Origin of the sequence: Comamonas sp. CAH-2 (assembly GCF_009668305.1) — a bacterium.
Classification (GTDB): Bacteria; Pseudomonadota; Gammaproteobacteria; order Burkholderiales; family Burkholderiaceae_C; genus Comamonas; species Comamonas aquatica.
In genome coordinates, this window is record NZ_VSWF01000048.1 from 1 (window position 1) to 18309 (window position 18309).

Consider the following 18309-nt stretch of genomic DNA (forward strand, 5'->3'; position numbering starts at 1 on the left):
TTCCATGAGCGTTTGTTTTTAGTTCTAAAGAACTTGGCAATTCGCCTTCAAACGCCCACGCTTATCGGCTGTATCTTTTTAAAGATGCAAACCTGAATCGCTTCAGATTTCTCGCTTCGCCGTGATCAGCGAAGCCTTGAATTATACCAGAATTTTTAACCCTAAAATTTTTAGGAAATTCTTCAAGCTTTTTCACCAGAAAGAAAGAAGCTCTTGCGAGCTTCTTTCTTACATCTGGCGGAAACGGAGGGATTCGAACCCTCGATGAGGCTCTACACCCCATACTCCCTTAGCAGGGGAGCACCTTCGGCCACTCGGTCACGTTTCCGGAATGACGTTATTGTAAACAGCTTTTTTGAGCGTTTTTGGAAAGTTGCGAAAATTATTCGCTCTTGTCCAAGCCAAACGCTGTGTGCAAGGCGCGCACAGCCAGTTCCAGGTACTTCTCGTCGATCACCACCGAGGTCTTGATTTCGGAGGTCGAGATCATCTGGATGTTCACGCCCTCTTGGCTCAGCGCACGGAACATGGTGGAGGCCACACCCACATGGCTGCGCATGCCGATGCCGACGATGCTGACCTTGGCGATGTTGGTATTGCCCACCACTTCAGAAGCGCCCAGCGCAGGCGCCACCTTGTCGCGCAGCAATTCCAGGGCACGCTGGTAGTCGCCCTGGTTCACGGTGAAGGAGAAATCGGTCTTGCCATCCTTGGAGATGTTCTGAATGATCACATCGACTTCGATGTTGGCATCGGCCACAGGGCCCAGGATGCCAGCAGCGATGCCGGGGGTGTCGGGCACGCCGAGCACGGAGATCTTGGCTTCGCCACGGTTGAATGCAATGCCGGAAACGACGGCCTTTTCCATTTTTTCGTCTTCCTCAAAAGTAATCAGGGTGCCGGACTTGGCCTCTTCGGCCAGGTCGATGTCCCAGGGCGTGAAGCTGGAGAGCACGCGCATGGGCACTTTGTACTTGCCCGCGAATTCCACGGAACGGATTTGCAGCACCTTGGAGCCAAGGCTGGCCATTTCCAGCATTTCCTCAAAGCTCACGGTACCCAGGCGCTTGGCAGCAGGCACCACGCGGGGGTCGGTGGTGTAGACGCCATCCACATCGGTATAGATCAGGCACTCGTCGGCCTTCATCGCCGCCGCCACGGCCACGGCCGAGGTGTCTGAACCGCCACGGCCCAAAGTGGTGACGTGGCCTTCGGGATCGATGCCCTGGAAGCCAGTGATGATGACCACGCGACCGGCATCCAGATCCTTGCGCACGCGGACATCGTCGATCGACTCGATGCGAGCCTTGGTGAAGGCACTGTCGGTGCGCACTGGCACTTGCCAGCCGGCATAGCTGATGGCATCCATGCCTTCGGCCTGCAGGGCAATCGCCAGCAGCGCCGACGAAGCTTGCTCGCCCGTGGCGGCCAGCATGTCCAGCTCGCGGTAGTAGGAGGTCTTGGCAGAAGAAGGCGCCAGCTCGCTGGCCAGACCCAGCAAGCGGTTGGTTTCGCCACTCATGGCGCTGGGCACAACCACCATCTGGTGACCCGCCCGAGCCCACTTGGCCACGCGCTTGGCGACGTTGCGGATGCGCTCGGGAGAGCCCATCGAGGTGCCGCCGTATTTATGAACGATCAGTGCCATTGGATATTGGGGTGACGAAACTGCTTGCCACGGCGCTGTTGGATGAAAGCGTGTTTTGGCGCGCCGCCGGTTTTCGTACTCAAAGATTGGGACCAAAACTCAGGGATTGTACCAACCGAGGTTCGCGCCATTTCTTACGGCAAACCCGTAGCCCACCTTGATATGGATACGGTGCCCCCGTGTTTGGCATGCACCGATCTGTCGCAGCAGCTCCTGCAGCTGCGCCGCCGTCGGGGTCGCCTGGTGGTGCTGCAACAGCCAATGCCGCAGCACATTCGCCTGGCGGACCGGGCTGAGCTGCTGCAGTGCCTGAATGCGCGGTGGCACGCCAATCGCCTGCAGGTCCAGCTGCGCCAGCTCCTGCTGCAGCTGCTTGGCCTGGGCCGCGTGGGCACTGCTGCGCGCAAACGTGTCCCGAAACTGCGGAAACACCTGCTCCAGCACCGGCAGCAACTGCTGGCGAATGCGGTTGCGCGTGTAGCGCAGGTCGGTATTGGTGGGATCGTCGATCCAGGCGATGCCCTGGTCGAGCAGGCCTTGGCGAATGTCGGCCGCACTCACCCCCAGCAACGGCCGGTGCCAGTGCAGGCCATCGCGCTGCCACTGCGCCGGCATGGCCGCCAGCCCTGCCACACCGGCCCCGCGCGACAGGGCCAGCAGGAAGGTTTCCACCTGGTCGTCGGCATGCTGGGCCAGGGCCACGCTGGCCATGGGCCGGTCGAAGGCAGTGCGCGCCTGCAATCCCAGGGCGGCGTAGCGGTGGCGGCGTGCGGCATCTTCCGGACTTTGGCCGGGCTGGTGCCGCGCATCCACCGCAGCCACCACCAGCGGCACCTGCCACTGGTCACAAGCCTGGCGGCAGTGGGCGGCAAAACCATCGGCCGCCGCCTGCAGGCCGTGGTGGACATGGATGGCGTACACCTGCCCCGGCCAGCGCCGGGCGCAGGCGTACAGCAAGGCGGTGGAGTCCGCCCCGCCGCTGTACGCCACCGCCAGGGGCAGCGCCGGCATCCATGCCTGCAAGGCCTGATCGACCGCAACCGTCACCACACACCTTTGATATCGATCACCATTTGATAGCTGTCAGCGAATGCCATTCGGTCACTTCAACATCTAAAGTATTGGAAGTTCTTATCTGCTGCACGCTATCCGCTACGCTTTTTGACACGACCGAATGCCCAAGAAAAATGGCCCTACAGGGCCATTCAAGGGAGTGCAGCCACCGTGGAGGGTCTCCACGGCCTCGGCATCAGCTGGCCTTGGTATCGGAGAAGCGGCCGTAGCTTTGCAAACGCTCGTAACGGCGGTCCTGCAATTCCTTGGGCTTGAGGTCCGACAGCTGGCGCCAGGCATCGCCCAGGGCGCGCTTGAGCAGGCTGCCCATGTGCTTGTGGTCGCGGTGGGCGCCACCCACGGGCTCGTTGACGATCTTGTCGACCAAACCCAGGGCCTTCAAGCGGTGGGCTGTGATGCCCATGGCCTCAGCGGCCTCGGGCGCCTTCTCGCCGGTCTTCCACAGGATGGACGCGCAACCCTCGGGGCTGATCACGGAGTACACGGAGTACTGCAGCATCAGCACCTGGTCGGCCACGGCAATCGCCAGGGCGCCGCCCGAGCCGCCTTCACCGATGATGGTGGTGATGATGGGGGTCTGCAGCTGGGCCATTTCGTAGATGTTGCGGCCGATCGCTTCGGACTGGCTGCGCTCTTCGGCGTCGATGCCCGGGAAGGCGCCGGGCGTGTCCACGAAGGTGAACACCGGCAGCTTGAACTTCTCGGCCGTCTTCATCAGACGCAGGGCCTTGCGATAACCCTCGGGGCGCGTCATGCCGAAGTTGCGCAGCGCACGCTCCTTGGTGTCGCGGCCCTTTTGGTGGCCAATCACCATGCAGGGCTGACCATTGAAGCGTGCCAAGCCACCGACGATCGACTTGTCGTCGGCAAAGTGACGGTCACCGTGCATTTCCACGAAATCGGTGAAGCACTCACGCACGTAGTCGAGCGTGTAGGGACGCTCGGGGTGGCGCGCAATCTTGGTGACTTGCCAAGGCGTCAGGTCGCTGTAGATGTCTTTGGTGAGCTGCTGGCTCTTCTTGCTCAGTTGGTCAATCTCTTCCGAGATGTCGACTGCATTTTCGGTCTGCACGTAACGCAGTTCTTCGATTTTGGATTCGAGTTCAGCGATCGGCTGTTCAAAATCCAGAAAGGTCTTTTTCGCCAAGTTAATTCTCCTTGTCCCGGCCTGCGCAATGGGGCCTGAGAGTCAATCAATAGGCCACAGGCTGCGGGTCGAGCGAGCGCCAAATATACCAAGTTGCCACGGTGCACCAAGGTTTCCAGGCCTCGGCCACCTCACGGGCATCGCTGCGGCTCACCGGATCGCCCGAGAAATAACTCTGGCTGATCCCCTTGAGCAAGCCCACGTCATCCAACGGAAGAACGTTGGGGCGCAGCAGGTAAAAAATCAGGAACATTTCGGCCGTCCAGCGGCCGATCCCACGGATGGTGGTCAGTTCGGCAATGATGGATTCGTCGTCCATCTGCGCCCATTCCTGCACATGCAGGCGGCCTTGCGTGAAGTGCAGCGCCAGGTCGACCAGATAGTCCACCTTGCGCGCCGACAGCCCGGCAGCGCGCATGTCGTCCACCTTGAGCAGCAGCACCTGGGCCGGCGTCATCTCTGCCGGCAAGGCACTGAAACGCTTCCAGATCGAGGCGGCCGACTTGACCGACACCTGCTGGCCCACGATCGAACGTGCCAGCGTGATGAACGGGTCACCGCGCGTCTGCAAGGCTTCGGCGCTGAACTGGGGAATCAGGCGCCGCATGACCCGGTCCTTCTTGACCAGGTGCTTGCAGGCCTCGGCCCAGTAGGCAGGCGCATGCGCCGGCAGGGCCGGCAATTCTTTGGGAGAGGGCGACATGAATGCTCGCACCCAGCGCTTACTGGGCGGCCTCCCAGGTGGTGCCTGCGGGCGAGTCCTTGAGCACGATGCCCTGCTCCAGCAAGGCCTTGCGGATCCGGTCGGCCTCTGCCCAATTCTTTTCAGCCTTGGCCGTGGCACGCGCGGCAATCTGCGCCTCAATCGCAGCGGCATCCACGCCGGCAGCGCCCGCCTGCAAAAACTTTTGCGGATCGTCCTGCAGCAAGCCCAGGCAGGCCCCCAGGGCCTTGAGCAGCCCCGCGACCTCGGGCGACTTGCTGCGATTCACTTCGCCGGCAAGATCAAACAGCACGGCCACCGCCTCGGGCGTGCCGAAATCCTCGTTCATGGCGGCCTGAAAGCGCGCGGCGTAGGGCGAAGCCCAGTCGATCTGCACGGCGGCCGGCTCCACCAGGCTCAGCGCGGTATACAGGCGCTTCAAGGCGTTGCGCGCATCGTCCAGGTGCACGTCAGAATAGTTCAGCGGGCTGCGGTAGTGGCTGCGCACCACGAAGAAACGCACGGTCTCGGCGTCGTACGCTTGAAGCACATCGCGGATGGTGAAGAAGTTGCCCAGCGACTTGGACATCTTCTCGTTGTCCACGTTGATGAAGCCGTTGTGCATCCACACCTGCGCAAACGGCTTGCCGGTTGCGCCTTCGCTTTGTGCAATCTCGTTCTCATGGTGGGGAAACTGCAGGTCGGCACCACCGCCGTGGATGTCGAAGCTCTCGCCCAGCATCTCGCAGCCCATGGCCGAGCACTCGATGTGCCAGCCGGGGCGACCTTCGCCAAAGGGACTGACCCACTTCACGTCGGCAGGCTCTTCGGGCTTGGAGGATTTCCACAGCACGAAGTCCAGCGGATCGTGCTTGCCATCGGCCACAGCCACGCGCTCGCCAGCGTTCAGCTCATCCAGGGACTTGCCCGAGAGCTTGCCGTAGCCCGGGAACTTGCGCACGGCAAAGTTCACATCGCCGTTGCCGGCCTGGTAGGCCAGGCCCTTTTGCTGCAGCGTGCCGATCATGGACAGCATCTGCGGCACGTACTCGGTGGCACGCGGCTCGTGCGTGGGGCGCTCGATGCCCAGGGCATCGGCATCCTGGTGCAGCGCGTCGATCATGCGATCGGTCAGGCTGCGGATGGTCTCGCCGTTTTCCACAGCGCGCCTGATGATCTTGTCGTCAATGTCCGTGATGTTGCGCACATAGGTCACGCGATAGCCGCTGGCACGCAGCCAGCGCTGCACCACGTCGAACGCCACCATGGAACGGGCATGGCCCAGATGGCAGAGGTCGTACACGGTCATGCCGCACACGTACATGCGCACGTGTCCAGGTTCAAGCGGCGAAAACGCCTCCAATGCACGCGACAGCGTGTTGTAGATACGCAAACTCATGGAGTGTCAGAAACGGAATATGGGGTGGGAGCGGCACAGACGCCGGTGCGCGACGCCGTCTCCGTGCAGCCGGGCCAAAGCCTGCGACAGGGTTGCGGACAACAAATGGCCTCGACCCCCTCAGCTACAATCTTCCGCAGTATAAGCCCGCCACGCAGGCCATCTCCCGTCCCCCTTGGAAAGCACCTACATGTCTCTTGTCCTCCGCACCCGTCCCCTGTTGCGCCTGCTGGCCCTTTCCGGCCTGCTGTTGACAGGCGCGGCACACGCCGATGTGTACGGCGATGTCTCGAGTCTGGCCAAATCGGGCAAGACGGCGGAAGCGATTGCCAAGGCCGACCAGTACCTGGGCAGCAACCCGCGTGATCCGCAGATGCGCTTCCTCAAGGGCGTGGCGCAATCCCAGGCCGGCGATCTGACCGCCGCCACCGCCACGTTCGAGGCCCTGATCGAGGAATACCCCGAACTGCCCGAGCCCTACAACAACCTGGCCGTGATCTACGCCAGCCAGAGCCAGCTGGACAAGGCCCGCAGCGCGCTGGAAATGGCGGTGCGCAACAACCCCAACTACGCAGTGGCCCACGAGAACCTGGGCGACATCTATGCCCGTCTGGCGCACGACGCCTACCAGCGCTCACTGCAACTGCACGGCAACAACCGCGCACTCCAGCTCAAGCTGTCCACCCTGACCGAGATGCTGCAGCCGCGCGCGCGCTGACGGAACCTCTCCCCTGTGGCGCACTCCCACAGGGCTGTGACCAGCCGGCCCGGCTGGCTTTCGTGATCCCTTGCGCGATCTGTTTCCCGTTTTTCGAATGCTCAGGAGCCCTGCCATGACCCTGTCCCGCAGAACCCTCACCCTGTCCCTGGCCGCCGTCCTGGCCACCACCAGCACCCACTGGGCCATCGCGGCCGACATCGCCAAGCCCCGCGTCAAGTTCACCACTTCGCTGGGCGACTTCGTGGTCGAACTGGACCCTGCCAAAGCGCCCAAAACGGTCGAGAACTTCCTGCAGTACGTGGCCGACAAGCACTACGACGGCACGGTGTTCCACCGCGTGATCGACGGCTTCATGATCCAGGGTGGTGGCTTCACCGCCGACATGCAGCAAAAGCCCACGCGCGCGGCCATTCCCCTGGAAGCCAAGAACGGCCTGAAGAACGACCGCTACACGATTGCCATGGCCCGCACCAGCAATCCCGATTCGGCCACCGCGCAGTTCTTCATCAACGTGGCCAACAACGACATGCTGAATGCCCCCCAGCCGGATGGCCATGGCTACGCCGTATTTGGCAAGGTCGTGCAAGGCCAAGCCGTGGTGGACAAAATCCGTTCCGTGGCCACCGGCAACCGTGGCATGCACCAAAATGTGCCCACCATGGCCGTCACCATCACGGCAGCCACGCTGCTCAAGTGATGGCGCGCCCCTCCCTTTTGTACAAACCTTCTAGAAAGTTGTCCCATGAGCAATCCCCAAGTTGAGCTGCACGTCACCATCAACGTGGCCGACACCGCCACCCAGGGCGTGATCACCCTGGAACTGGACGCCGTGAATGCCCCCAAGTCCACCGAGAACTTCCTGAACTACGTCAACGCCGGCTTCTACAACGGCACGGTGTTCCACCGCGTGATCAAGAACTTCATGATCCAGGGCGGCGGCATGACGCCCGACATGAAGCAAAAGGAAACCCAGGCGCCCATCGAGAACGAAGCCAAGAACGGCCTGAAGAACGACAAGTACACCGTGGCCATGGCCCGCACCAGCGACCCCCACAGCGCCACCGCCCAGTTCTTCATCAACGTGGTGGACAACGGCTTCCTGAACCACACCTCCCCCACCCCCCAAGGCTGGGGCTACGCCGTGTTCGGCAAGGTGGTCAAGGGTGAAGACATCGTCGACGCCATCAAGAAGGTGCGCACCACCCGCAAGGGCTTCCATGACGACGTGCCGTTCGACGCCGTGGTCATCGACAAGGCCGTTGCCATCTAAGTTGCTGGTTTGGCCCAGGTCTTGACCGCCGACCACCTGTCGACCGTGTTGCCCGCGCAGGAGCTTATGGCCCCTGCGCACTGGCACACGGTCGAATTCATTTCCGACCTGCACCTGGACCCGGCCGAGCCCGGCACGCTCGATGCCTGGCGCCGCTACCTGCGCAGCTCCCGCGCCGACGCCATCTTCATGCTGGGCGACCTGTTCGAAGTGTGGGTGGGCGACGACACGCTGGACGAGCCCGGCAGCTTCGAAGCCGACGCTGCCGCCAGCTTGCAACAGGCCGCAGCCCAGCGGCCCTTGTTCTTCATGGTGGGCAACCGCGACTTCCTGGCCGGCGATGCCTTCCTGCAACGCAGCGGCATGACCGGCTTGAGCGACCCCACCGTGCTGGTGCTGGGTGAACGCCGCATCCTGCTGAGCCACGGCGACGCGCTGTGCCTGGAGGATGTGGACTACCAGAAATTCCGCGCCCTCAGCCGCTCTGCCGCCTGGATGCAGCACACGCTGGGCCAGCCGCTGGCCGCCCGCCGCGCCCTGGGCAAGGCGATGCGCACGGAAAGCCAGCTGCGCAAGGACAGTGGTGCGGAATACGCCGATGTGGACCTGTCCGCCACCTTGCAGTGGATGGACGCCACGGACACGCAGTGGTTCATCCACGGCCACACCCACCGCCCGGTAGACCATGCCCTGCCCGCCGATGCCCGGGGCCGCCCCCGCACCCGCATTGTGCTCAGCGACTGGCACCTGGATGCGCACACGCACCGCGCCGAAGTGCTGCGCGTGGACGCGCAGGGCTGGCAGCGCCTGCCGCTCGAGACGGCCGTGCCCCGCGCATGAGCTGGTGGCGCCGCATCGCCCAGGGGTTGCAGCGCTGGCGCACGCACGCGCCCGGCGCGCCGTGGCCGATCCCGGACAGCCTGTGGCAGGCCACGCTGGATGCCCACCCCTTCCTGCAGCAGCTCACCCCAGATGAACTGCTGCAATTGCGGGCGCTGTGCCAGCATTTCCTGCACTACAAGGAGTTCACGGGCGCCCACGGCCTGGTCATCACCGATGCCATGGCCTTGTCCGTCGCCACCCAGGCCTGCGTGCTGCTGATCCACTGGGGCACGCCCCAGCAGGCCTTGCGCTGGTACGACGACTTCGTGGGCATCGTGATCCACCCCGATGACATGGTCGCGCGCCGCACGGTGGTGGACGAGGCCGGGGTCGTCCACCATTACAACGAAACCCTGATGGGCGAGGCCATGGAGCGCGGGCCGGTCACCCTCAGCTGGTCGGCCATCCAGCCGGGCGGCCACCCCGGGCTGGGCGCTGGCAGCAACGTGGTGATTCACGAGTTCGCGCACAAGCTGGACATGGCCCATGGCGGTGCCGATGGCTGCCCGCCGCTGCCGGCCGGCTTCATGGGCTACACCTCGGCCCAGCAGGCGCGCCAGCACTGGTCCCGGGTCTGGATGGCTGCCTACGAGGATTTTTGCGAGGCCCTGGCCGCGCACGAGCGCTTTGGCCAACCTGCGCCCTGGCTGGATGCCTATGCCGCCACGCACCCGGCCGAGTTTTTTGCCGTGGCCTGCGAGGCCTACTGGGTGGCTCCCGCCGCCTTCGCCCAGGCCCAGCCGACCTTGCGCCCCTTGCTGGACGCTCTGTTCCAGCGCCCTGCCACACCACGCACCATGTAAAAAGCACCCCGCAGGGTGCTTGTTGGGGCCGGCGCCGCCGGGTGGGGAAACTAGGCCGTTCGGTAGGCCATCGGCGCTGCGGTTTCGCGCCACTCCTGGTCCATGTAATTCTTGTACTGTTTCAGCGCCATGGTGGGCGCCGCATTGACCAGCATGGCGTAAATCTGCTCTTTCACCGCCAGCTTCTGCTTTTTCAGCCGCTCAATCTCCAGTTGCAAGTCGTTGGACTTGCGGGCCACCAGCTGCTCAACCTGCTGGTCGAGCGCGCAATGCTTGTCATACAGCCGACTGAAATTGCGGTCATTCGCACGCAAATCGGCAATCTGGTCACGGTATTCAGGAAACATGTCCATCCTTTCGTCAACTACAGGCCGGGCAGCTGAACCTCTACTGCCCTTGAGGCAAGACCATTGTGACCACCGTCGCGGCGCGCAGGCTGTAACAACCCTACACCCAAGTCGTGCTGCGGCGCAGCAATTCCGGGCCCGGGCAGGCGTTACAACTCACGCCGCCGTGCGCTGTGCCAGCCACTGCATGCTGTCGCGCAGCTCCTGGGGGTGGATGCTGTGCGCGCAAGGGTATTCCCTATAGACCAAATCCACGGGCAGGGTTTCCAGATGGCGGCAGATGGCGTGGGCGCTGTCCAGCGGAATGACCTGGTCCACCGTGCCATGGCTCAGCCACACCTCGCGCCCCTGCAACTGGTTCGCCGCCACCTGCTGCGGCAGCACCTCGGGCAGCAGCCGGCTGTGCCAAACACAGATGCCCTGCAGCAGCTGCGGCTGGGTCAGCAGCAGGCTCAGGCTCATGATGCCGCCCTGGCTGAAGCCGCCGACGATCACGCGCTCGGCCGGGATGCCCAGCTGGGCGCTGGCGGCGGCCACGGTCTGCGCCACCAGGTCGCGGCTGTGCTGCTCCTGGGCGGCATCGATGTGACGCGAGCCATCGGGGTTCACCGAAAACATGAACCACGCGAAGGCCTGCGGGCCCATCACATTTGGGGCCTGCAGGCTGAGCACGTGGAACTGGGGCGGCACGACATCGGCCAGGCCAAACAGGTCGTCGGCATTGCTGCCCACCCCGTGCATCAGCACCAGCAGCCAGGGCGCGGACGTGTCCGCTGCGGCCGGACGGTGGAGGTGGTGGAGTGGCAGGTTCAGCATCTCAGTCTTTCCGGTGCCACGCGTGGCACCCAGGGGGGATTCAAGTCAAAACGGGCTGCAGCGCTTATTCAGCAAGCACTAGCAGCTATCAATTATTCATCCTGCAGGGCAAAGGCATCCATGGCCAGCATGCCGTACATCACCTCGCGGCTCAGGTAGTGGGGCGTGCTGCCAGCGCCGGCACCCAGGGCGAAATACAGGGGCAGAAAATGCTCGTCCGTCGGATGGGCGCGCAAAGCATGCGGGGCCTGCTGCTGCCAGTCCAGCAAGGCATCGATGGCGCCGGCTTGCACCTGCTGCTCCACCCAGCGGCTGAACTCGACCACATAGCTGGCCGCCTGGCGCTCACCGCCAAAGAACTCGCGCAGATTGTGGGTCATGCTGCCGCTGCCGACCAGCAACACGCCCTGTGACCGCAGGCCTTGCAGGGCCTGGCCCAGGGCATACACCGCCCGCGCGTCCGCATCGACAGGCAAGGCCAGTTGCACCACCGGCACATCGGCCTGGGGCAGCAGGTGCGTCAGCGGCACCCAGGCCCCATGGTCCAGGGGGCGCTCGGGGTTCAGCGTGGCGGTGATGCCGGCCTGCGCCAGCCGGGCCTGCACCTGCTGCGCCAGCACCGGCGCACCGGGCGCGGGGTATTGCAAGCGGTACAGCGCAGGCGGGAAGCCGCCAAAGTCATGCCAGGTGGGGGGCTGCGCATGGGCCATCACCTCCACCCCGTGCGCCATCCAGTGCGGCGACAGGATGACGACGCCACGCAAGCCCGGATGGCGCTGGCGCAGCGCCTGGCCCCAGCGGGTCAGGGCCGGGCCGGTCTCGCCGGCCTCCAGGGCAAACATGGGCGAGCCGTGCGAGACAAACAGGACCGGCAAGCGGTCGGTGGTCGAGGGGGAAGAGACAGTGTGGTCCATGGCTTGCATGGTAGGTTGTCCCGCAAGAAAAACTAGTTCTTCAGAACAATACGAACCGTCCCAAAAATCAAACCAATCAACCCAGCGGCACCTTGCCGCGCAAGGCCTTGGTGGCGGCCGTGCGCTTCTTCGTCTCCACCCGGCGCTGGCGCGACGCCAGGGTGGGCCGCGTGGCCTTGCGCGCCTTGGGCACATGGCCGGCATGCGCCACCAGGGCGTGCAGGCGGGCAACGGCGTCCTGCAGGTTCTGATCCTGCGTGCGGTGGGCCTGGGCCTTGATGATGACCACCCCGTCCTGGGTGATGCGGTGGTCGTGCCAGACCAGCAGGCGCTGCTTCAGATCCTCGGGCAGCGACGAGGCCCTGATGTCAAAGCGCAGGTGCACGGCGCTGGAGACCTTGTTGACGTTCTGCCCGCCAGCCCCCTGGGAGCGCACCGCCGTCCAGCTGTACTCGGTCGCAGGGATGTGCCAGCGCATGGCGCGCCTCAGCCGGCCAGCAGCGGCAACAGCACCGCGTGGAAGGCCGCAGGCTGCTCGTACTGCACCCAGTGGCCCGCCCCGGCCACGCGCTGCAGCCCCTGCCATTGGCGCGCGGCGGCGGCCATGCAGGCCGCCACCTGGTCCAGCGTGCCGGGATACAGGGCATCCTCGGCGCCGTAGATGGCGGCCACCGGGCATTCCACCTGCGCCAGCGAACGCACCAGGATGTCGGTGCTGGAAATGCGGCGGCGTGGCAAGCGGTCACGCCAGACGTTGTGCACATGCAAGGCCACGGTATCGCGGTCGATGCGCGTGGCATCGTGCAGCATCAACGCCCCGATGTTGAAGACATGGTGGGCCAGCTGGGCCTGTGCAGCCTCCAGGTGGCGCCAGCCCTTGAGGCGGAAGGGGTGTTTGTCCGTCAGGCCAATGCCCGGCGCCCCGACCACCACCAGTTGCTGCACCAAGTGCGGATAGGCCGCCGCCAGCATGCCGGCGGTCATGCCGCCGAACGAAAAGCCCACCAGCCGCACGGCCTGCAGCGGAAACTGTTCCTCCAGCATCTGCGCCAGACCGGGCAGCATGCCGTCGGCATCGATCACACCGGGCAAGGGGGCCGAATCGCCGAAGCCGGGCAGGTCCACCGCCCAGACATCGTGCCCGGCCTCGGTCAGCGGGCCGATGCTGCGCACCCAGTGGGTCCAGCTGCCGCTGCCGCCGTGGAACAGCACCACGGGCGCCAGACCGTTCGGCACGGTGGCCGCCCAGTGGTGCAGCACCACCGCTCCGCCCGCATGGGGGTGCTCCACGCGCTGTGCCTGCTGCAGCCAGTGCTGCACTTCGCGGGACAGCACCGTGCCGGCCGCCACGGCTTCATAGTCGGCCTGCGGGCCCTCCCAGGGGACCCAGACAGGCACATCCTCGGCGGGTTCCGCAGTCATTGCCGCGCCACTCACCACTGCGCCACTGCGTCGATCGCCAGGCTGTAGCCCGCCACGCCCAGGCCGCAGACCACGGCACGCGCGACCGGCGACAGGTAGGAATGGTGGCGGAAGGCTTCGCGGGCGTGCACATTGCTGATGTGCAGCTCCAGCAGTGGCACGCCCGTGCCCTTGACGGCATCCATCAGGGCAATGCTGGTGTGGGTGTAGGCCCCGGCGTTGAAGATCAGCCCCGCCAGTTCGCCGCGCGCATGCAATTGTCCGGCCTCGTGGATCCAGTCGATCAATTGGCCTTCGTGGTTGCTCTGGTGGAACCGCAGGGCCAAGCCCTGGCGCTGGGAGGCCTGCGCGCACAGGGTCTGCACATCGGCCAGGGTCTGCGCACCGTACACGGCGGGTTCGCGCGTGCCCAGCAAGTTCAAATTCGGGCCATTCAGGACAAAAACGGTCTTCGCCATTGCAACCACTCTGTAAAAAGCACAAGAGCCGCGATTATGCGGCCCTTGTCCGGGGTCATAGCGCACTCACCGGCCGGCTGCGGTGTCAGTCACGGTCGCCATGCCGGTGGTGGCGGTGGTAGTGCTTGTGGTGCTTGTAAGGCCTGTAGGGCTGGTAGTAGCCATAGCCGCGCGGCGGGGGGGGTGCCCAGTAGCCGTAGGCAGGGGGTGCCTGGTAGACCACCGCCGGGGGCGGCGGCGCGTAGTAGACCGCACGCGGCGGTGGAGGTGGCGGCATCACATACACGGGCGCACCCGGCACGTGAATCCCCACCGAGATGCCCACATTACCGCCAGCATGGGCGCTGCCGGCAGCCGCCAGGGCCAGGAGCCCGGTGGCGGCCAGCCAGCGACGGCCATGCCTGCGCAGTGTGTCCAGGTTTCGGTCCATGTGTCTGTGTCCTTTCAATGTCGCGGTGCTTCTTCAACGCCTGAGCCCCGGCCCCGGATGTCACACAGAACGTAAGAGCCTGCATCAGAACGTAAGCCTTGCTGCCATGGGTACGCCAGGCAGAACACCCGCGCATGCCGCCCTTGCTCGCGAGCCGGCCTACAATCTTCCCCCTATGAGCACACCCGCCAACACCAACAACGACACCCCGGAAGTGGTCAAGCCCACCAACTTCCTGCGCCAGATCATTGAAGCCGACCTGGAAAAAGGCACCCACGCGCAACGTCACTGGGGCGGCACGCCCGGTGATGCCGCCCACCATGCCCAGGGCCAGGTGGATGCGGCCAAGATCCGCACCCGCTTCCCCCCCGAGCCCAATGGCTACCTGCACGTGGGCCATGCCAAGTCGATCTGCCTGAACTTCGGCCTGGCCAAGGACTACGGCGGTGTGTGCCACCTGCGCTTTGACGACACCAACCCCGAGAAGGAAGACCAGGAGTACGTGGACAGCATCAAGGATGCCGTCCAGTGGCTGGGTTTCGACTGGCAAGGTGCGAATGGCGAGAGCCACCTCTACTACGCCAGCAACTACTTCGACTTCATGCACCGCTGCGCGGTCTACCTGATCGAGCAGGGCCTGGCCTATGTGGACGAGCAATCCGCCGAAGACATGAAGGCCAACCGCGGGGACTTCACCCGCCCCGGCGTGAACAGCCCGTTCCGCGACCGCAGCGTGGCCGAGAACCTGCAGCGCTTCGCCGACATGAAGGCCGGCCAACTGGCCGACGGCGCCGCCGTGCTGCGCGCCAAGATTGACATGAGCGCGCCCAACATCAACCTGCGCGACCCGGCCATCTACCGCGTGCGCCATGCCGAGCACCACAACACCGGCAACCAGTGGTGCATCTACCCGATGTACACCTTCGCCCACCCCATCGAGGACGCGCTGGAGCACATCACCCACAGCATCTGCACACTGGAATTCGAAGACCAGCGCCCGTTCTACGACTGGCTGCTGGACCACCTGCGCACAGGTGGCCTGATTGCCGCGCCCCAGCCGCGCCAGTACGAGTTCTCGCGCCTGAACCTGACCTATGTGATCACCAGCAAGCGCAAGCTCAAGCACCTGGTGGACAACCAGTTCGTGGTCGGTTGGGACGACCCACGCATGCCCACCATCGTCGGCCTGCGCCGCCGCGGCTACACCCCTGCGTCCATCCGCAACTTCTGCGAACGCATCGGCGTGACCAAGGACTACAGCTGGATCGACTACGCCACGCTCGATGGCTGCCTGCGCGAAGACCTGGAGAACCAGGCCCACCGCGCCATGGTGGTGCTGGACCCTGTGAAGCTGGAGCTGACCAACTGGGCCGAGGTGTTCGGCGATGCTGCGCACCTGGAAGCCTGCAGCCTGCCCGCACTGCCCCACCACGCCGAAGCTGCCACCGTGCCGGAGCGCCACTTCACCCTGGGCCGCGAAGTGTGGATCGAGCGCGAGGACTTTGCCGAAGTACCCCCCAAGGGCTACAAGCGCCTGTTCCCCGGCAACAAGGTGCGCCTGAAGGGCGGCTATGTGATCGAGTGCACGGGCTGCGAAAAGGATGCTGACGGCACCATCACCAAGGTGCTGGCCACCGTGGTGCCCGACACCAAGAGCGGCACCCCCGGCGCCGACAGCGTCAAGGTCAAGGCCGCCATCACCTGGGTGGGCGTGGCCGACGGCCTGCAGGCCGAAGTGCGCCTGTACGACCGCCTGTTCACCGATGCGCAGCCCGACGCCGGTGGCAAGGACTTCCTGACCCTGCTGAACCCCGACAGCCTGAAGGTGGTGACTGCCTACGTCGAACCTTCGCTGAAGACCGCCCAGGCGGATGACAAGTTCCAGTTCGAGCGCTTTGGCTACTTCGTCGCCGACCGCAAGGACCACCGTGCCGACCGGCCCGTGTTCAACAAGATCACCGGCCTGAAGGACAGCTGGGGCAAGTAAGCCCTGCGTGCGAGTCCGCCGAGGCTGCCTGCGGGCAGCCTTTTTTCTTTCAAGACTTTTCGGCTTTGGCGCGCGTCCGGTATGCGCAGCCAGCTATTAAAGTCAAAGTGTCTGGCAGCGCGTGGCCGCACCGTGTGGGGCCGCCGCAGCGCCAAAAAACAACAGCACTGCGGCGTCCCCCCAGGCCCTGCCCGGGCTTTCTAGAATCGCTGGGCGCCACGCGACCGCGCGGCGTGCACCAGCACGACAACAAGGGGCAATCATGAAAAAACTGGCGATGGGCGTTCTCTGCGCAGGCGCTCTGGCAATCGCCGGCGCACTGGGGACCAGCTACTACATCGGCGGGCGCATCCAGACAGCGTTTGAACAGACGGCCGACACCTGGAGCACCGAAGATGGCTTTGCCGTGCGCATCCTGGAATACCACCGTGGCCTGGTCACAGCCCAGGCGCAGACGCTGTGGTCCTTCGCCGATGCCGAGAACACCTACGACATCGTGGTCACGCACGACATCGTCCACGGCCCCTGGCCCCTGGGCCGCGCGGGCAAGGTGGTGTCGCGCTTTGTGCTGCCCGAGGACAGCGAGCCCGAACTGATCGAAGCCCTGCAGGACCGCGCCCCGCTGGAATGGGTGACTCTGGTCGGCTGGCAGGGCAACACCACCCACGCCATGACCTCGCCACACTTCACGGCACATTTCGCGGACGGCTCGACGCTGACCTGGGGCGGTCTCAAGGCCGACTGGACACTGTCGGCCGAACAGCACGCTGCCCAGGGGCAGGTGCGCATGCCGGTGCTGCGCCTCAAGTCGGAAGACGGCAGCCGCATGGACCTGGAAGATGCCGAACTGGCCTTCGACTCCCGCATTCCCGAAGGCCACAGCTTCTGGGACGGCCCGGTCTCGTTCAAACTGGGGCTGCTGTCGGTGCTGAACCCCGGCGATGACAACGCGTTCAAGATCCAGCAGTTGCAGATGGACAGCACCACCCGCCTGCAGGACCAGTCGGTCGACATGGGGCTGGACACGCGCATGGCCAAGCTGGAAACCCCGGCCTACAGCGCCAGCGAGCTGGTGGCGAGCGTGCAGCTGCATCGCATCGACGCCACCTGGCTGGACGAATGGATGCGCTGGGCCCAGGGCAACGGGGCTGCGGAAGACCAGGGCATCGCCCTGCTGCGCAGCCTGCCGACGCTGCTGGCCGGCAAGCCCGAATTCGCCATCACGCGCCTGGGCATGCAGACCCCGGACGGGCCGGCCGAGCTGTCGGCGCGCCTTGCCTACGTGGGCCAGCAGCCCGAGGCCTTCAACCCGGCCACGGACATTGAAGGGCAGTTCAAGGCGCTGCTGCCCCAGCCCATGCTGGTGCAACTGCTGGACGCCAAGGTGCGCAGCGACTACCTGACCCTGCTGGAACAACTGGGCCAGGAGATGAGCGAAGAACAACTGCAGGCGGCCGTCAACGACGGCGTGGTCAAGCGCATGAAGACCCTGTTGAGCCAGGGCGTGGTGGAAAAGCGCGGCGATGCACTGGAGGCCACCCTGGAGTTCTCCCAGGGCAGCTTCAAGCTCAATGGCCGCCCCCAGCCCCTGCAGCATTTGCTGGGGATTGGCGGCGCCCTGTGACCTGACGGCCAGGACTGCACCCGCAGCCGCGTGCTAGGCCGTGCGTGGCGCAGGCCCCGGTGCCGGGCCTGCCGGACGGGGCATGGTCGGCAGCTCATGCAGGATGTCCGCCAGCGTGGCCGCCAGCTGGCGCACGCGCTGGGCCTGGTCCGCCGTGGCCGCTGCGCCGCCAAAACGCACGCTGCCATAGGCATCCAGCACCTGCAGCACCCAGGCATGCGCCACCTGGGGCCAATGGGGGTAGCGCAGCCAATGCTCGCGCCGCGACTCGCCGGGCAAAGCCCTGCAACCCCTGCCGTGCAGGGCCCAGTCCAGGCTGCGCGTGGACAGGCGCATAGACAGCCAGGAGCTCACCGGCTGCAGCCCCCAGGCCACCAGCAGCCCCAGCTGCACGCCGATCCGGTATCGCCAGTGCCACCCGCACCAGGCCGCGGCCAGCACCAACAGCCACCACCAGGGCGGATACGGGATGGACAGCGTCTGTTGCAGGCTTTGCCAGCGCTCCAACAGGGCCTGCCCCTGGTCCGCCATGCCGTGCATCGCACGGCGCTGCCACTGCGGAATGCTCCCATCCTGGGCGCTGTGGCGCATGGCATGGATCAGGGCCTGCCAATCCGAGGCCCCAGCCTGACCGGCACCGCCCTGCCCCCCTGCGCCCCCGGAT

Annotated in this window: 20 protein-coding genes and 1 tRNA gene; 7 read left to right on the forward strand and 14 right to left on the reverse strand. The window is 65.0% G+C overall.

Annotation, left to right across the window (positions count from 1 at the left end; all coding sequences use genetic code 11):
* Positions 1-235: 235 nt before the first annotated feature.
* From FYM52_RS17200 to cysS, 6 genes are all read right to left on the reverse strand, one after another.
* Positions 236-328: transfer RNA gene (locus FYM52_RS17200), tRNA-Ser, on the reverse strand.
* A gap of 54 nt (positions 329-382) precedes the next feature.
* Entirely contained in the window at positions 383-1648 is a 1266-nt protein-coding gene (locus tag FYM52_RS17205; RefSeq protein ID WP_042415592.1) for an aspartate kinase, read from the reverse strand.
* Positions 1649-1747: 99 nt separating this feature from the next.
* Positions 1748-2695: a tRNA lysidine(34) synthetase TilS gene (gene tilS, locus FYM52_RS17210; RefSeq protein ID WP_162524767.1), complete on the reverse strand. Its 948-nt coding sequence runs from the start codon at positions 2693-2695 to the stop codon at positions 1748-1750.
* A 202-nt stretch (positions 2696-2897) separates the two neighbouring features.
* Positions 2898-3869, reverse strand: a complete 972-nt coding sequence (locus FYM52_RS17215; RefSeq protein WP_043386455.1) for an acetyl-CoA carboxylase carboxyltransferase subunit alpha — start codon at positions 3867-3869, stop codon at positions 2898-2900.
* Positions 3870-3915: 46 nt separating this feature from the next.
* Positions 3916-4572: a DNA-3-methyladenine glycosylase gene (locus tag FYM52_RS17220; protein ID WP_042415598.1), complete on the reverse strand. Its 657-nt coding sequence runs from the start codon at positions 4570-4572 to the stop codon at positions 3916-3918.
* A 19-nt stretch (positions 4573-4591) separates the two neighbouring features.
* Positions 4592-5971 carry a cysteine--tRNA ligase gene (gene cysS, locus FYM52_RS17225; RefSeq protein ID WP_154164968.1) on the reverse strand — a complete coding sequence of 460 codons (1380 nt, stop codon included), beginning with the start codon at positions 5969-5971 and terminating at the stop codon, positions 4592-4594.
* Between the two features lie 190 nt (positions 5972-6161).
* Here cysS and FYM52_RS17230 point away from each other — a divergent pair, with 190 nt between their 5' ends.
* The 5 genes from FYM52_RS17230 (at position 6162) to FYM52_RS17250 (ending at position 9647) form a co-directional block, all read left to right on the forward strand.
* Positions 6162-6689 (forward strand): tetratricopeptide repeat protein, encoded by a 528-nt coding sequence (locus tag FYM52_RS17230; protein ID WP_154164969.1) that lies wholly within the window; start codon positions 6162-6164, stop codon positions 6687-6689.
* A 115-nt stretch (positions 6690-6804) separates the two neighbouring features.
* Positions 6805-7389: a peptidylprolyl isomerase gene (locus tag FYM52_RS17235; protein ID WP_043386465.1), complete on the forward strand. Its 585-nt coding sequence runs from the start codon at positions 6805-6807 to the stop codon at positions 7387-7389.
* Between the two features lie 45 nt (positions 7390-7434).
* The gene (locus FYM52_RS17240) at positions 7435-7962 is read left to right on the forward strand and encodes a peptidylprolyl isomerase (protein ID WP_043386468.1); all 528 of its coding nucleotides are present in this window, start codon (positions 7435-7437) and stop codon (positions 7960-7962) included.
* A 66-nt stretch (positions 7963-8028) separates the two neighbouring features.
* Positions 8029-8802: a UDP-2,3-diacylglucosamine diphosphatase gene (locus FYM52_RS17245; protein ID WP_154164980.1), complete on the forward strand. Its 774-nt coding sequence runs from the start codon at positions 8029-8031 to the stop codon at positions 8800-8802.
* Positions 8799-9647: a zinc-dependent peptidase gene (locus FYM52_RS17250; RefSeq protein ID WP_154164970.1), complete on the forward strand. Its 849-nt coding sequence runs from the start codon at positions 8799-8801 to the stop codon at positions 9645-9647. Before FYM52_RS17245 ends, FYM52_RS17250 begins: the two co-directional genes overlap by 4 nt.
* Before the next feature lie 50 nt (positions 9648-9697).
* On the opposite strand, the gene FYM52_RS17255 is transcribed toward FYM52_RS17250, so the two are convergent.
* From FYM52_RS17255 to FYM52_RS17285, 7 genes are all read right to left on the reverse strand, one after another.
* On the reverse strand, positions 9698-9994 hold the full coding sequence (locus tag FYM52_RS17255; protein ID WP_081770817.1) for a YdcH family protein: 297 nt from the start codon (positions 9992-9994) through the stop codon (positions 9698-9700).
* 156 nt (positions 9995-10150) lie between these two features.
* Positions 10151-10810: an alpha/beta hydrolase gene (locus FYM52_RS17260; protein ID WP_154164971.1), complete on the reverse strand. Its 660-nt coding sequence runs from the start codon at positions 10808-10810 to the stop codon at positions 10151-10153.
* Positions 10811-10902: 92 nt separating this feature from the next.
* On the reverse strand, positions 10903-11724 hold the full coding sequence (locus FYM52_RS17265; protein ID WP_154164972.1) for a class III extradiol ring-cleavage dioxygenase: 822 nt from the start codon (positions 11722-11724) through the stop codon (positions 10903-10905).
* 76 nt (positions 11725-11800) lie between these two features.
* Complete coding sequence (gene arfB / locus FYM52_RS17270; protein WP_154164973.1) at positions 11801-12202, reverse strand: alternative ribosome rescue aminoacyl-tRNA hydrolase ArfB; 402 nt, start codon at positions 12200-12202, stop codon at positions 11801-11803.
* 8 nt (positions 12203-12210) lie between these two features.
* The gene (locus FYM52_RS17275; RefSeq protein ID WP_154164974.1) at positions 12211-13146 is read right to left on the reverse strand and encodes an alpha/beta fold hydrolase; all 936 of its coding nucleotides are present in this window, start codon (positions 13144-13146) and stop codon (positions 12211-12213) included.
* A gap of 11 nt (positions 13147-13157) precedes the next feature.
* Positions 13158-13604 carry a type II 3-dehydroquinate dehydratase gene (gene aroQ, locus FYM52_RS17280; protein WP_154164975.1) on the reverse strand — a complete coding sequence of 149 codons (447 nt, stop codon included), beginning with the start codon at positions 13602-13604 and terminating at the stop codon, positions 13158-13160.
* Between the two features lie 85 nt (positions 13605-13689).
* Entirely contained in the window at positions 13690-14034 is a 345-nt protein-coding gene (locus tag FYM52_RS17285) for a hypothetical protein (RefSeq protein WP_154164976.1), read from the reverse strand.
* Positions 14035-14209: 175 nt separating this feature from the next.
* Between FYM52_RS17285 and FYM52_RS17290 the strand changes: the two genes are divergently transcribed.
* Both FYM52_RS17290 and FYM52_RS17295 read left to right on the forward strand, forming a co-directional pair.
* Positions 14210-16021 (forward strand): glutamine--tRNA ligase/YqeY domain fusion protein, encoded by a 1812-nt coding sequence (locus FYM52_RS17290; RefSeq protein ID WP_154164977.1) that lies wholly within the window; start codon positions 14210-14212, stop codon positions 16019-16021.
* 262 nt (positions 16022-16283) lie between these two features.
* Positions 16284-17645, forward strand: coding sequence for a DUF945 family protein (locus FYM52_RS17295; RefSeq protein WP_154164978.1), 1362 nt, complete (start codon positions 16284-16286; stop codon positions 17643-17645).
* Between the two features lie 33 nt (positions 17646-17678).
* On the opposite strand, the gene FYM52_RS18680 is transcribed toward FYM52_RS17295, so the two are convergent.
* Positions 17679-18309, reverse strand: a 631-nt coding sequence (locus FYM52_RS18680; RefSeq protein WP_162524768.1) for a hypothetical protein, incomplete at its 5' end; no start/stop codon positions are given.